The 15,497-nt window shown below is 43.0% G+C and carries 12 protein-coding genes; 5 read left to right on the top strand and 7 right to left on the bottom strand.

From position 1 onward, the window contains the following. Nucleotides 1-21: 21 nt before the first annotated feature. On the top strand, nucleotides 22-489 hold the full coding sequence (locus LZF95_RS07880; protein WP_233754435.1) for a histidine phosphatase family protein: 468 nt from the start codon (nucleotides 22-24) through the stop codon (nucleotides 487-489). Nucleotides 490-768: 279 nt separating this feature from the next. Here LZF95_RS07880 and LZF95_RS07875 read toward each other — a convergent pair whose 3' ends face one another. Then, the gene (locus LZF95_RS07875; RefSeq protein WP_233754434.1) at nucleotides 769-987 is read right to left on the bottom strand and encodes a hypothetical protein; all 219 of its coding nucleotides are present in this window, start codon (nucleotides 985-987) and stop codon (nucleotides 769-771) included. After that, nucleotides 965-1,738, bottom strand: coding sequence for a DUF1080 domain-containing protein (locus LZF95_RS07870; RefSeq protein ID WP_233754433.1), 774 nt, complete (start codon nucleotides 1,736-1,738; stop codon nucleotides 965-967). Before LZF95_RS07870 ends, LZF95_RS07875 begins: the two co-directional genes overlap by 23 nt. 97 nt (nucleotides 1,739-1,835) lie before the next feature. Between LZF95_RS07870 and LZF95_RS07865 the strand changes: the two genes are divergently transcribed. Beyond that, entirely contained in the window at nucleotides 1,836-2,735 is a 900-nt protein-coding gene (locus tag LZF95_RS07865) for a neutral zinc metallopeptidase (RefSeq protein WP_233754432.1), read from the top strand. A 5-nt stretch (nucleotides 2,736-2,740) separates the two neighbouring features. Here the strand turns inward: LZF95_RS07865 and LZF95_RS07860 are convergent, their stop codons facing one another. Continuing rightward, complete coding sequence (locus tag LZF95_RS07860) at nucleotides 2,741-4,108, bottom strand: exonuclease domain-containing protein (RefSeq protein WP_233754431.1); 1,368 nt, start codon at nucleotides 4,106-4,108, stop codon at nucleotides 2,741-2,743. A 311-nt stretch (nucleotides 4,109-4,419) separates the two neighbouring features. Here LZF95_RS07860 and LZF95_RS07855 point away from each other — a divergent pair, with 311 nt between their 5' ends. Beyond that, nucleotides 4,420-6,690 (top strand): TonB-dependent receptor, encoded by a 2,271-nt coding sequence (locus LZF95_RS07855; RefSeq protein WP_233754430.1) that lies wholly within the window; start codon nucleotides 4,420-4,422, stop codon nucleotides 6,688-6,690. A 10-nt stretch (nucleotides 6,691-6,700) separates the two neighbouring features. Beyond that, nucleotides 6,701-7,300 carry a hypothetical protein gene (locus LZF95_RS07850; RefSeq protein WP_233754429.1) on the top strand — a complete coding sequence of 200 codons (600 nt, stop codon included), beginning with the start codon at nucleotides 6,701-6,703 and terminating at the stop codon, nucleotides 7,298-7,300. A gap of 65 nt (nucleotides 7,301-7,365) precedes the next feature. Here the strand turns inward: LZF95_RS07850 and LZF95_RS07845 are convergent, their stop codons facing one another. Next, nucleotides 7,366-7,878 (bottom strand): hypothetical protein, encoded by a 513-nt coding sequence (locus tag LZF95_RS07845; RefSeq protein WP_233754428.1) that lies wholly within the window; start codon nucleotides 7,876-7,878, stop codon nucleotides 7,366-7,368. 287 nt (nucleotides 7,879-8,165) lie between these two features. Between LZF95_RS07845 and LZF95_RS07840 the strand changes: the two genes are divergently transcribed. Then, nucleotides 8,166-10,622 carry a ligase-associated DNA damage response DEXH box helicase gene (locus LZF95_RS07840; protein WP_233754427.1) on the top strand — a complete coding sequence of 819 codons (2,457 nt, stop codon included), beginning with the start codon at nucleotides 8,166-8,168 and terminating at the stop codon, nucleotides 10,620-10,622. Here LZF95_RS07840 and LZF95_RS07835 read toward each other — a convergent pair. The 3 genes from LZF95_RS07835 to LZF95_RS07825 all read right to left on the bottom strand — a co-directional run bounded on the left by LZF95_RS07835 (nucleotide 10,619) and on the right by LZF95_RS07825 (nucleotide 15,090). Then, the gene (locus LZF95_RS07835) at nucleotides 10,619-12,064 is read right to left on the bottom strand and encodes a TrkH family potassium uptake protein (RefSeq protein ID WP_233754426.1); all 1,446 of its coding nucleotides are present in this window, start codon (nucleotides 12,062-12,064) and stop codon (nucleotides 10,619-10,621) included. The two genes, LZF95_RS07840 and LZF95_RS07835, sit on opposite strands and share 4 nt — an antisense overlap. A gap of 3 nt (nucleotides 12,065-12,067) precedes the next feature. Next, nucleotides 12,068-13,414, bottom strand: coding sequence for a Trk system potassium transporter TrkA (gene trkA, locus LZF95_RS07830; RefSeq protein WP_233754425.1), 1,347 nt, complete (start codon nucleotides 13,412-13,414; stop codon nucleotides 12,068-12,070). A gap of 431 nt (nucleotides 13,415-13,845) precedes the next feature. Further along, nucleotides 13,846-15,090: a DNA recombination protein RmuC gene (locus LZF95_RS07825; protein WP_233754424.1), complete on the bottom strand. Its 1,245-nt coding sequence runs from the start codon at nucleotides 15,088-15,090 to the stop codon at nucleotides 13,846-13,848. Nucleotides 15,091-15,497: the final 407 nt, after the last annotated feature.

Raw genomic sequence — 15,497 nt, 5'->3', positions numbered from 1 at the left:
TGAAGACATAAAGCACTTATCATGAAGAGATTGTTTTTACTCAGGCACGGAGAGGCGGGTTTTTCGAATGGGTCGGATTTTCAACGACAACTCACCGAAAAAGGCCGGGAAAACCTTACTAGGATGGCTAAAAACCTCAGAGAAGACTTGAAAAATATAGATTTGCTCTATTGCTCCACTGCGGAGAGAACCATGGAAACCGCCGAATTGGTTGGCAGTGAATTGGTCATTAAAGAGTCCAAATTCACCAAGGAAATTTATCAGGGAGATCTCCGAAATATTATAGAGATACTCGAGAAAACCCCAAAAACAGTAGAGACCTGTCTGCTTATAGGCCATAATCCAACCTTGAGCTTGCTCCTGGCTCATCTATCCGGTGAAAACTACCTAGGCCTACAACCCGGAATGCTGGCATTGCTTGACTTGGAAATAACTGATTGGAAAATGATAGGGTTTGGAACCGGTACACTAAAGGAAATAATCCAATGATAAAACAGCCTCCAACTGCTCATCAGGAAATGAAACCACTTTTCCATTTTTTATCACAATTTCACCTTGTTTGATAAGAAATTAAACCCAATATCAATATATTTACACATAAACAAAGTAAAAGCCAGATTTACAGACCCCACTAACGACATTCAAACACAATTCAACCAAATCAGTACCAAACGGATCTGCCCCTAAAATCACCCAAAATATTCGAAAGAATCCGATGCCAGGGAACCTGCACGATAGCTTATCAGCTGGCAAAACATCGAACACCCTTTAATGAATATAATTACCCAAATCACGATTGACGACTATAGCCGACTTTCCCCAGGTTCCACTGAGGACTGAAACCGCTTTAATCGAACCTTCTTTTGCGCCTTCAGGAATCCAATACTTCCCGAAATGTGGCAAAAACTTATAAAAAAGCCCTGAACCAGTAAAGACCAGGGCTTTTTTTAGCTGGGCTTTCCCCTCAAAAGTCTGTGGATTGACCATCTAGGTCAAGTTTTTTTATCCAGATATTTCTATAAAAAACATCATGGCCTTCTGCCTGAAGCTTCAATCCACCAGGAGTATCAGTGATTCCTTTCCCACCTTCATTTCCTCCATCAAGGCCGGAATTGGGACCTCCCCATACCTGCTGAATCTCTTTGTCCTCATGGATTTTAACACCATTGAAATATACTGTAGCTCTAGGCTTGGCTATTAACTGCCCGTTTTCGAAGCGGGCTGCTTTGAACATTATATCATAGGCATTCCAGGTACCTGTACCCAGGTATTCCTCAGAGACAGGGATATGCTCATTGATCAGGGCCGCCATCCCATGATCCCCGTAATCTCCATCCAGTATCTGGATCTCATACCTATTTTGCAAATAGACCCCGGAATTCCCTCCCTCATTTTTGATAAAGAACTCTACATGTGCATGGAAATCCCTGAATTTATCTTTTGTCACGATATCCGCGGCACCGTATAAGCCTCCTGCAGCGGCTGGGTCATTACTGCTGATGGCTTTTCCTCCTCCTACGGGATCCGTCACTTCCTGCCATTTGATGGGCATTTCAGCTTTGAACCTGGGGCCTTCCCAATACTCCCAGTTTTTCTCTAGGGATTTTTTGCTCCCGTCCAGGTATAATTTTGCTCCCTTTACAGGCTTAGCCCCTACTCCTGTCTGGCCATTTGCCACAGTAAATGACGCAATCAAAGCCAAGGATAAAGAGAGCCGTTTGAAAATGGTATAATTCATAGGTTTTGGGTTGTTTAAAATTTCTTTGAAAATAGATGATGCCACTATCTAATTGCTCAATTTGGTTAATTTTAAGCAAAATATAACCTTTTAGTCTATGAAATGGGAAGGAAAAAGACGAAGCTCCAACGTAGAGGATAGACGGGGCCATGGCGCTGGAATGCGGGGAGGAGGAGGATTTAACCCCCTACTGATCGGCCCGCTGATCAAAATCCTCTTTTCTAAAACCGGACTGATAATCATCGGGCTCGTTATTGCTTTTTCGGTCGTTACAGGTACTAACCCTCTAAACTTTCTGGGAGGCTTCTTGGGCGGAGGAGGTCAAAGCTTTACTACGGAAACAAACTATCCCCCTTCTGCTGAGGAAGATCGATTAGCGGCATTTAGTGAGACGATATTGGCAGACACGGAAGATGTGTGGAATAAACTTCTGGAAAATTACAGGGAGCCGACGCTGGTGCTTTTTAGCGGACAGGTATCCTCTGCATGTGGATCGGCGTCAAGTGCTACAGGGCCGTTCTACTGTCCAGGTGATGAAAAGCTGTACATCGATCTCGGTTTTTTCGAAGACATGGAACTCAAACTGAACGCCCCGGGTGATTTTGCCCAAGCCTATGTCATCGCCCATGAGGTGGGCCATCATATTCAAAAAATAATGGGGATTACTGCGAAGCTGGACAAACTTCGGGGACAGGTAAGTGAAAAAGAATACAATCAATATTCTGTAAGATTGGAATTACAGGCAGATTTTTTGGCTGGAGTATGGGCTCACCACAGTCAAAAATCATTAGGCTGGATGGAAAAAGGAGATCTGGAAGAAGCTTTGAACGCAGCAAATGCGATCGGAGATGATAGGCTTCAGAAGCAAGCCACTGGCCGCGTGACACCGGATTCATTCACTCATGGCACCTCAGCCCAGCGCATGAGGTGGTTTAAAAAAGGTTTCGACACCGGAGACTTAGCTCAGGGAGACACATTTAATGCTGTTAATCTATAAATTAATCAAGAAGGCTCAAGTACTGAAATCTGCTCCGGTTTGATTTGATGAATATATTGCCTTAACAGATAATATGTCTCAGGCACCTGGGGCACCGGATTCAGCAAGGAAGGTATAGTATCCTCTGAAGTAGTTTTGGAATCTACATAGGCAAATTTACTCAGCATGCCACTTTCAAACATACAATAGGCGTACTCTTCGGGAGTTCTCCCTTCCAGCCTAATCAGGATTTCCTTTTGGGTTTCTCTTATTTTCCCCATGAATTCCCCTACCCGCTGGTTATACTCCTTGGGTTTCTCAGTAAAGCTACAGGCTCCTCCACAACACATTTCGTCGTCGGTGGAACAATTTATTTTCCTAAGTCCACATAGCTTAGGACACAGCCCATAGGTCACAATCCCTGTTTTAAGAAAAGCATTTGCCTCTTCTATTGATAAAAAGGACTCGATCGGTTTGAAAAACTTAGTGACTTTAGACACCTGAAATCTCCCATAACCGGAATTATCCTCGTAATGGAACAAACCAAAGGTACGCTTGGGAAGCTTCAAAGCAGAATTATACTTAGGCCATAATCTTTTGATCTCCAAAGCTTCGTATAGAAGCGCCATAAATTCACTACCCGTCAGCTCCCACTTCAGATCAAAGACTTCTGTCTTAAGTTTCTGCTTTAGATTTGGTAGTAGCTGACCTGAAAAGTGATTTTTGAACCGCTCTCTGATATTTATTGCCTTGCCCACATAGATCACTTTGCCATTTTCATCCAGCATGTAATACACTCCACAGGACGTGGGGATCTCCTTAAACCTGGAATGAGGGAAATTAGGAGGAAGAAAAGCCTCACCGGTGTTTTTCTTCAGAGACTGGTTGATGATCTGATAATCAGTCTTGATCATTCGATCAAACAAAATAGCAGTGGCCTTGGCATCTCCCATTGCCCGGTGCCTCGCTTCGATAGGAATACGCTGGCTTTCGCAAAGCCGCCCTAGGCTATAGGATCTCATTCCAGGATAGACTTTCCTGCTCAGTCGCACCGTACACAATTTCGGCGTTTTGAGCTCCTTTCCCACTTTCATAAAAGCTTCCCGTAGAAAACCGTAGTCAAAATTTACGTTATGGGCTACAAAAATCCGGTCTTTCAATAATTCCCACAGTTCTTCATGAATAGCTTCGAAAGTAGGTTCATGCCTGACCATAAAATTATCGATTCCCGTCAGGCCAGTGATATAAGTAGGTATCGCTTGTTCAGGATTGATAAGGGTCTGATACTCGCTGACTATGGACTTCCCGTCATGGATCAAAACAGCTATCTCTGTAATTCCACCATGCTTGGCAGCTCCCCCCGTGGTTTCAATATCTACTATAGCAAATTCCATCGGATAAAATTACGTATTAGAAAATTCAGATTAGAACAGTTGTCACAGAATGACGAGGATCATTCGTCCACACCAGGAAAGACCCGATATAGGGACAGTAACTTGGTCTCCAGACTCAACACAAAATCACTGCCACGCTAACATCCATCTGCCGCAAGAATAGAGCCCTGCCTGAAATTGATCTATTCCCGACCAAAATTGACCAATTATCCCATCTATGCAACTTTGTTTCAAATATTATGGTTTAAATATCCTACTCCCCCTATTTTTGCATTGTGAATTTAAAATCTGGAATCCTATTATCGGTTCTCTTGCTAGCGACTCTGAGTATCGAGGCTCAAGACTGCAATCTTTCTATTCGGGGAAAGGTCATACACCTAGAAAACAATGAGCCTATTGAAGCGGCCTATATCTGGGTAGTAGAAGCTGAAGAAGGGGCTGTAAGTGATCAAAATGGTAATTTTACAGTCAAAAACCTTTGTAAAGGCACATACACCGTCACAATCCAATACTTAGGACACAAATCTATCATGGATACAGTGTCTTTGACTGCCAGCAACTTCACCAAAACCTACAGACTGGAAGATGAAGGGCTGTCACTTACAGGAGTAGATGTGCATGGACACCGGGACGCAATTCAGACTACCACCGCTGTATCGGCACTTTATGGAGAGGGTCTCCTGGAATCGAGAGGAGAGAATCTAGGAGAAAGCCTAAAACGAATTTCCGGTGTGTCCACTTTTTCTACTGGAAACAGCATAGCGAAACCTGTAATCCATGGAATGCACAGTAACCGAATCATGATCATGAACAATGGTATCCGGCTGGAAGGGCAGCAATGGGGTGCCGAACATGCACCAGAGATCGACCCTTTTCTGGCAGATGAAATCACCGTGGTCAAAGGTGCAGAAACGGTTAGATTTGGCCCCGAAGCCATGGGTGGCGTAATCTTAGTGAACCCTGCTCCGCTTCCAACCAAAAAAGAAAATAAAACCAACCTGAACCTGATAGCTGGTTCAAACGGACGAATGGGAAACATCAACCTGGTACATGTGGGTGGCTCTGATAGAGTGAGGGGTTTAGGATACCGGATTCAGGGTTCAGCCAAAACCTCAGGAAATGTGAGATCTCCCGGGTACTTTCAGGAAAACACCGGAGTACGAGAACTCAATCTCAGCAGTTCACTTGGTTACAGTTCCTCTAAGCTTGGGCTAGAAACCTATTACAGTCTTTTTCATACCGAATTGGGGATTTTAAAGGATTCACATACCGGAAACCTATCGGATTTAGAAGCTATTATTGAAAATGGACGGCCTTTTGCAGATGGTAAGTATAGCTATGCTATTCTCAATCCAAAACAGCGGGTCACCCATCATCTAGCAAAACTGAAATCACATTACCATATTTCTGAGAACTGGAAGGTCAATTTTCAATATGGGTTTCAGCTTAATCACCGACAGGAATTTGACAAGAGACGTGGAGACATGAATGAGCAAGCCAGTCTGGATTTAGAGCTTTACACCAACACTATAGATCTTTATGTAAACCATACCCATCAGAATGAATTTAGTGGGACATGGGGCATTAATTTTATCCAACAGGCAAACTCAAATGTACCCGGCACGGGAGTTACCCCACTCATTCCAAACTTTGACATGCTAAATGCAGGCATCTATGCCATGGAGAACTACTCCAAGGGTCCTTTGGAAATAGAGGCTGGATTGCGATATGATTTTAGAAACGTTCAAACCGCGAGATTTATCAACCAGGAATTAAGATCCTCTGATCTAAACTATCAGAACCTCTCAGCATTTCTGGGCGGACTATATCATATCAGCCCCGAACTTACCTTCAATTCTAATCTAGGTTCTGCCTGGAGACCACCCAACGTGAATGAACTCTTTAGTCAAGGGCTTCACCATGGTGCGGCGGCAGTAGAAATCGGAAATCCAGATTTAAAATCTGAAAAATCCCTTAAATGGGTCAATGAACTTCAGTATGATGGTAGGAGAACTCATCTAGAACTGACTGCCTATCTTAACCCTATTCGGGATTACATATTTCTCAACCCTACAGGCGAGGTTTTTGTAAGCCTTCGGGGGACATTCAATGTCTATGAATATCTGCAGGCCAACGCATTCTTTTATGGATTTGATTTTGCCGGAAGCTATGATTTCACCAGCAAATTGAGTGGATATTTGAAGGGTGCAATAGTCCAAGCTAAAAACACAGACAACAATAGTTACCTCCCTTTTATTCCTGCCAACAGGATGGAATGGGGAATTTCATATGATTTTGCCAAAGACATACACACCCCTACACACAAATTAACCTTAAGCAATGTTCTTGTGGCCAAGCAAACCAGAGATCCTGATTTTGATATAGCACCTCCTCCACCAGCTTATGCATTGTTTAATGTCTCCTACAGTAAGCAGTTTGAAGTGGGGGAAGACAAGCTAAATCTAGGACTTCAGATACAAAACCTGTTCAATACCAGGTATAAAGACTATATGAACCGATTCCGATACTTCACCTATGATATGGGAACAAATGCGCTTATAAAAATCAATTATGAATTCTAACCGATCACTTATGAAAACTAAAAACCTATTCTATCTTGCGGCTCTTTTAGCAGCCTCGGCCTTCACGCTCAGCTGTAGCAGTGACGACCCTACTCCGGAAAATGACGGAGAACTGATCACTGATGTCACTCTTACCTTTCTGGAACTGGATGAAAACGGCGATCCGGTAGGTGCGTCGTTTGACTTCACTGCTTCTGATCCTGAAGGGATAGAAACAGGAGCCACTCCTACAGTGGAAACAGTGGTATTGGAAAAGGGAAAGACGTATCAGATGACCATCGAACTATACAACTCCATTGAAAATGAGGATATCACCGAAGAAATCAGTGAGGAATCAGATGAACATCAGTTTTATTTTCTAGGCTCTGCATTTGTAGGGACTCCAGTACTCACTTATGCTTATGATGATGAGGGTGAGATAAAACTTGGCTTAAAAGGAATCGTAACCGTAAACGAGAACCCTGCTGCTACTACTGCAACTATGCAGATCATACTCAGACATGATTTGGACAAAAACTTCGCTGGAGCGGACAATCCAAATTTCACCAATTATGTACAAGCTGGAGGGGAAACGGATCTGGACATTACCTTTCCGCTTGTGATCGAATAATCCACCTTCACATCAATAGAAAAGCAGCTTTAGGGCTGCTTTTTTCTATTTTCAGAATATCCATTCTAAAAATCCTGTGAACAAATAGACATCTGAGCAGCATCAAATGCAGCAGGTTCTTGCAGATTGGCGCCTATCCCCCCTGCAACCAATATTACTTTATAGTCAGGGCCTTCATTCGCCAAATGCACTTTCACATGCCCATCGAAAGTCTTCATCCCCTCAAAAGACAACTTCTCGCCATTGATCAAAGGCCCCAATACAGTAGTACTTTTCAGATCCGAACCACTTACGGGATTCAGCATAAAAGCCATTGGAGCATCCGGATTGGAATAATCCCCATGATGTAGATGTGCCGGAAATGTAGTTCCGGAATTGTTGCTCTCCCCCACCAACTGCAAATCCAACTGCAGGTTTCCATCCCGCATCTCTTTTACTGTCAACGTCCCATTATAGTCAAAATCACTGGCTTTAAACATAGCATATTCCAGTGTTTGCCCCGTATAAACTTCAGGTTCATCTTCACTGCAGGATCCTAAAGCAATCAGAATTAGAACACTAAGTATTACATTTTTCATTTGTCGAATTTTTGTTCAATAGACTCCAAACTTCATCTGCTTGTACTTTAAGGATAAATCATTCAATACATGTCAATTGGATATAGATATCTGACAATCTACCCTCTAAAACACCTCCATCTTGCTCAATATCACACAGCAAACATTGGTATTGCAAACGTAATAAAGCCACTTCAGTTTCTTTATCTTTAAAATTATCAATTCATTTGGATAACCTACTAATCTTTTTCCCTCAATTATAGTTTAATACTAATTAAACCTATAAAAACTACCGGTAGCTTCCCAATATGGAAAATACGCGCCTGGCAATTGGCTTAGCATATTTCAAACAGAAAAACTGGACGCTTTTCCCTTTTCAGGAGCAGACTTGGAATGATTATCTAGATGGAAAATCAGGATTGCTGAACGCCCCTACCGGATCAGGAAAAACTTTTGCATTATGGTTTCCCGTCATTTTGGAATACATCCAAAACAATCCTGAGACTTGGATGAAGGCTAAAAAAAACGGAATCCAACTGATATGGGTCACTCCGCTTCGCGCACTGGCCCAGGATATCCAGAAAGCTATGCAGGAAGTCTGCGAAACCATAGGTCTTCCGTGGCAGGTGGTAGTGAGAAATGGCGACACCGATGCCAAAACCCGGGCAGCTATCAAAAGAAGACCGCCTGAATGCCTTATCACTACCCCTGAGACATTGCATGTACTTATCTCCCAAAAGGATCATTCCCCTCTTTTCCAATCTTTACAGGCCATAGTGGTAGATGAATGGCACGAACTTGTAGGAAACAAACGAGGCGTACAGGTCCAGCTTGCGCTGGAATACATTCAATCAATCTGTCCCAGCACCTTCAGAAGGTGGGCAATCTCCGCAACGATGGGCAACCTTCAAGCTGCCGCACGGACGCTACTCGGTGAAAATCTTCCCATCCATATCATAAAAGCAAATATTAAAAAGCAAATCATCCTGCATTCTGTAATACCGGAGGAAGTAGAAAAATACCCTTGGCACGGGCATCTGGGAATTAAAATGCTAGATAAGGTAATCCCCATTATTGAAGCGGGGAGTTCAGTACTTCTCTTCACCAATACACGCTCCCAGACCGAGATTTGGTATCAAAAAATCCTTGAAGCCAGACCGGATTGGGCGGGCTGGATAGCCATGCATCACGGATCCCTTGATATGTCAGTTCGTGGGTGGGTAGAAAACGCATTACATGAGGGGATACTCAAACTGGTAGTATGCACCTCTAGCTTAGATCTGGGAGTGGACTTTCGCCCAGTAGATCGGGTAATACAAGTGGGCAGTCCCAAGGGGGTGTCCCGCTTTATGCAGCGTGCCGGACGAGCCTCTCACCAGCCAGGGCTTCCATCAGAGATATTCTTTGTACCTACCAATTCTCTGGAAATGATCGAAGCAGCAGCGCTCAGGGATGCAATAGAGAAAGAAGAACTGGAATCCCAATTTCCACCAGTCCTTGCTTACGATGTATTGATCCAGTTTTTGGTCACACTTGCTGTAGGAGATGGATTTGATGAAAAGTCCATCTACGTAGTAGTGAAAAAATGTCATTCTTATAAAGATCTATCGGAAGCGGAAATGTCATGGATAATGGACTTTATCACTAAGGGAGGAGCCTCGCTGGGTAGCTATGAAGACTTTTTGAAGGTAGTCCGGACAGCAGACGGACTATATCGGGTCACGAACAAAAGAATAGCCATGAAGCATAGATTATCGATGGGAACGATAGTTTCTGAAGCTATGGTCAAGGTCAAATTCAAAAATGGCGCTTACCTGGGAACGGTGGAAGAATCATTTATCTCTAAAATGAAAATCGGAGACCGTTTTTTCTTCACCGGAAGAAACCTGGAATTGCTTAAAGTCAACGGGCTGACAGCATTTGTAAAACTCTCAGAAAAGAAGACGGGAAACGTGGTGAGCTGGATGGGAGCGCGCATGTCGCTTTCCTCACGACTTTCAGATAAAATCCGGGAAATCCTAGAACTTTATAACCATGGAATTATTCTCTCTGATGAAATCCAGCATGCGGCACCTATATTGGAGTTACAGAATCGCCTATCTATAGTACCTGACCGTAACACTTTTCTGATAGAGTCCCATCAAAGCAATCAAGGATATCACATTTTCTTCTATCCTTTTGAAGGAAGGGCTATCCATGAATTGATGAGTGCATTGATTGCATATAGAATCAGCGTCAGCTATCCCGTCACCTTCAGCATGGCAATGAACGATTACGGTTTTGAGCTTCTTTGCGACAGCTATGTGAATGTGGAAGAAATCCTAGAGGAGGATATCTTCACACTGAAAAACCTGCGTGAAGACATACTACTTTGCGTGAACGAGACAGAAATGACGCGAAGGAAGTTTAGGGAAATCGCAAGTATCGCAGGCTTGGTTTTCCAAGGATATCCTGGCAAACCTACTACTTTCAAACATGTTCAGGCGAATTCAAGCCTGCTTTTTCAGGTTTTTGAGCAATACGATCCGGACAATTTACTTTTGAAACAAGCACACGGGGAAGCGATTGATCAGCAAATGGAAGAGGACAAAATGATCCATGCCCTTCAGAAAATCAACCATCAACAGATCATCGTGAAACATCCTGTCCAGTTCACCCCTTTTTCATTTCCCATCATGGTGGACAGACTGAGTAGAACCTCCATCAGTTCGGAATCGATAGAAGACCGAATTGCAAAAATCCAGGCACAGTTTCAGGTAGATTAATTTGCTCTCCAGAAATAAGGAGTAAACAAAATCAATATGGTAAACAACTCCAACCTGCCAAGAAGCATTATGAAAGAAAGGAAAATTTTGGCTGTAGGTGAGAAAAACGCAAAATTATCCACTGGGCCTACAGCTCCTATTCCTGGCCCTACATTTCCAAGCGATGTAGCCACTGCCCCTAGCGAGGTGGGCAGATCATATCCCATCAGGGAAAGTGCCAAAGCTCCCAGTACAAACGTCAATAAATATATCAATAGGAAATTCATGATGTGGGTAATGATCCGTCCTGTCACCCGATCCCCATTGATGATCAAAGGGACAATAGCTCTGGGATGCACTAGACGCTTGAATTCCAGCCAGGAATTCTTGATGAATGTAAGATGTCTTACAAACTTGATTCCACCCGCTGTAGAACCGGCACTGCCCCCCATAAACAGTAACATAAAACATATAAAAGTAACCCCTTGGCTGTATTTGGTATAATCATCCGTCACATATCCAGTAGTCGTCACCAGGGAAACTACTTGAAATAGTGATTTGCGGAAAGCTAATTCAGAACTGTGTTCTATGTTGGAAATAGGAAAGTACAGGATGATAGAAATTCCCAGCAATGCCAAACCGTAGGTCTTAAACTCATCACTTTGTAGTACTCTTCTAAATTTCCCCATCAAACCAAAATAAATCACAGTGAAGTTGGTACCTGCCAAGAACATAAAAACAATCGCCACATATTGAATGAATGCGGAATCATAATAAGCCATACTGGCATTTTTTGTAGAAAAACCTCCAGTGGCCATGGTGGTCAGGGCATGATTGATCGCATCAAAAAAAGTCATTCCTCCAGCCCAGTAAAGCAAAGTGGCTAAGACAGTAAGTCCTACATAGACATACCAAAGGCGCTTTGCCGTCTCAGATATCCTAGGGTGGACCTTATCAGAAGTAGGCCCAGGTGATTCAGCTACAAATAGTTCAATCCCCCCTATTCCCAGCAAAGGAAATATGGCTACAGTCAACACAATAATCCCCAAACCTCCAATCCACTGGGTCATACTTCGCCAGAACAGCAGTCCCTTTGGCATAGCCTCTATATCGGTCAAAATCGATGCTCCGGTAGTAGTAAGCCCGGACATGGTTTCGAAAAAGGTATTGGCAAAACCTCCTATCTGCTGACTGAAGACATAGGGGAGCATACCAAAGCCTGCCATAAAAACCCAGCTTAGGGCAACGATGAGATAGCCTTCTCTTTTTCGGATGTTTTGGTCTTGCTTGGAAAATGAGAAAAACAGAATCAGCCCTATGATCATAGTGATCACCGCGGAACTCAATATCGGCCAGGGATCCTCGTCAAAATAGACAGAAAAAAACATCCCGGGAAGCATCAGTAAGGATATCAGCACCAAGAGCGCCCCCATGATTTTCCCGATTTCTTTAAAATGAATCATACCTTAATGAAACAGTTTTTCCAGGGCATTTTTAGCCTCGGGCAAAGCCAATACGATTGCCTTGTCTTTAAGATTTAGCTGAAAATCCCCATCAGGAATAAAAACCTGCTCTCCCCGTATGACCCCAGCCACAATGGCAGAATCAGGGAAGTGCAATTCCCTCAGCGGATTTTTGATCAACCTGTTATTCTTGCAAACAGAATATTGAATAAACTCCGCATCCACACCATATATACCTGAAACAGCCTCTACTGTTCCTTTTTTCAAGAATCTTGATATCTCATTTGCAGCTACCAACTTTTTATTGATCAGGGAATCCACGCCAATACTATGTGAAATATGAATGTATTCCCGGGTATCGACATGGGCTATAGTCTTATATACACCATGGTTTTTAGCTGTCAGACTTGCTATGATGTTTGTCTCCGAAGAATCGGTCAAGGCCAGAAACGCATCCATCTGCTCAAGACCTTCCTCTATTAGTAATTCCACATTTTTGTAATCCCCATTAATCACCAAAGAACTCTTCAGGTTTTCGGCCAGCCACTTGCACCGTTCTTTGTCCTTATTGATCAAGGTCACCCGATAATGATCCTCCAGTCTCAATGCTGTAGTCAGTGCCATGTCATCTCCACCGATAATCATTACATTCTTGATGGTGTGCTTCTCCTGTCCCAGCACCTCCATGATTGTCTGGGTGTTTTTCTTATTGGAAATGAAAAACACATGGTCATTATTCCTGATAATGGTACTTCCACGGGGGATAATGGTCTTTTGGTCGCGTAGAATAGCTATGATCCTGATATCCTCAAAAATCGGGTTGGACTTGGTGTCCAAAATCCGCTGGTTGACCAAGGGATTACTTTGATCCAAGGTAATTCCAACAATATTCAGCTTCCCTCCTTCAAAATCAAAAACCTCAGTAAAGCTGGAGTTTTCGATCATATTGAAGATATGCTTGCTACAAAGCATGGTAGGGGAAATCAAATTATCTATTCCCAGGTTTTTGAAATAGGTTAAGTTTTCAGCCTCCATGTAGGAGTGGTTTCTGACCCTAGCCATCACACGTTTTGCACCAAGCTGCTTAGCCAATACCGCCGTAACGATGTTGGTTTTCTCGGAAGTGGTCACACACAGCACCATACTGGCACGGTTTACATTGGCACGTGTGAGGATTTCGAATGAAGTGGCGTCACCCTGTACGGTCAATACATCGAGTTTGGACGCTACATAGTCCAAAACTTCCCTATCAGTATCAATTAACGTGATATCCTTATTATCGTAACTTAATTGCTCAGCGAGGTGATATCCCATATCTCCGGCACCGGCAATCACAATATTCATCCCCATAGAGGTAGTTCAGGTGATTAATAATTAGCAAAAGTAATAGCTTTCTGAATGGTAATCAGATATTAAGCCAATTCTTTTCTTAACTTATAGGCCAAAGTAACAAAGCTAAAACCTGAAAATTAAATTTCATGAAGTTTTTTCATGTGTTTAGAATTGACTTTTAAACCCTGCCTCTGCACAGAATCCGTGGCAAGAGCTTAAAACGCTAGAAAATCAAGCATTTCGAGAAGGAGGCATCGCTGTGGTGAATGGGTTAAATGTGCAGTCAAACATTTGATTTTGAAGCATTTTTAGCTCAGAACAGGAAGTCTATTCATATTTCTGGTTAAGGGTGACAAAGGGGCATGTATTGAATATTGATCCTTCTATGTACCACCTGGATCATTACTGCTGTCCTGACAAGTTTCAATTTAACCTACCCTGCAAAATTATCAATCCTCCAGAAGCTTGCTGCTCTCCGCATCTGGTAACTCCTGTATGTTTTTAAGTTTCCTTTGAATAACCCTGGTTCTGGTTCCTACCAGCTTATCCAGCTCGGAATTGGCCTCAGATATTTTTTTTTGAGTCCTTTCTATCAATGTCCCAAACTTCCCAAATTCCGTCTTGATAGCTCCCAGTACCTGCCATACTTCCGAACTCCTTTTTTGGATAGCCAAGGTTCTAAAACCCATTTGAAGACTGTTCAAAATTGCGGAAAGCGTAGTGGGGCCCGTTATCACTACTTTGTAGTCTTGCTGAATCTGCTGGGACAGGCCAGGTTCACGTAGAATTTCGGCATACAGACTTTCCACAGGAAGAAAAAGTATTGCAAAATCGGTGGTATAGGGAGCATTGATATATTTGCTTTGGATTTCCTGGGCGGCTTTTTTTACAGCTTTGTAAAGCTCATTCCTGCAGATTTCTATCTCCGGTTTCAAAGCAACATCATAGGCTTCTACCAATCTCAAATAAGATTCCTGAGGAAACTTTGAGTCAATAGGCAATAGCACCGCTTCGCTTTGACCGGGCATCTTCACCGCAAATTCCACTCTTTCCCTGTTGCCCTTTCCTACCTCCGCATTCAGGATATACTGATCCGGCGAGAGTAGGTTCTCCAATATCGCATGTAGCTGATACTCCCCCAGCACCCCCCGGCTTTTTACGTTGGTCAATACCCGTTTCAGATCTCCCACCCCGTTTGCCAGGTTCTGCATCTCACCCAGTCCTTTCTGCACTGCCTGAAGTTGGTTGCTCACCAGCTCAAAAGACTGCCCCAACCGGGTTTCAAGCGTTTTCTGTAGTTTCTCATCCACGGTCTCGCGAATCTTTTCCAGCCTCAGCTCGGTCGTCTTCATCAGATCTTCCTGTCTCCTGTTAAGGTCTTCAAACTTCTCCTTCTGCAATACATTGAATTCCTTGACATTCTTGCTAAAAATCTCACCAAATGATTTCAAGGCCTCATTTTGATCTTTGGAATTTGCACGGATACTATTGAAAACCAACTGAAACTGGTTCGCCAGATTCTCACCTGCTTCTCTCCTTGACTGAGCCAAAGCAAATTCAAGTTCCCTGCTCATCCTGCTTAGCTCAGCTTGTAGAAAAGCTCTTTCACTATCATTGCTCCTCCGAAGAAAATAAGCAGCAAGGAGAATCAATTGTAAAAGAATAATCAACACTAAAAGGTAATCTGTCTGCATAGTTCATAGTTTTGGCATCTGAAAGTAGTCTTTTCGTATCTCCACCCCTAAAGAAGAAAACTATTTAACGACAGATTCTGTCGGGCTTTCCTTTCAAGGGGAAATATTCAGCCCCTCCCTCAAAGCACTAGGTTTGGATGAAATGGCTTTCCCGAAAAACAAAAAGAAGGAATACAGGCCATATCAGAATGAATAAATCTTGTAAAAATACATTTGATCCAAACCATAAATTCGACTTTTTTATCTTTTCAAAAGCTAAATCCAAAAGTAGGCGAGAAAAACCTACTGTGCATATGAAATCGACACGATTAAAATCATCATTAAAACATACAGTCCCCCGCCGACTGGCGGATTAATCGTCAAAGGTTCCCTGTCCGCCTGGCGGGCATCTGGCCTTAGAAAAACAA

The sequence above is a fragment of the Algoriphagus sp. AGSA1 genome, from assembly GCF_021390545.1.
GTDB lineage: Bacteria > Bacteroidota > Bacteroidia > Cytophagales > Cyclobacteriaceae > Algoriphagus.
The sequence above is the reverse complement of the archived record's forward strand: the minus strand, read 5'-3'. Positions and strand labels throughout refer to the sequence as shown.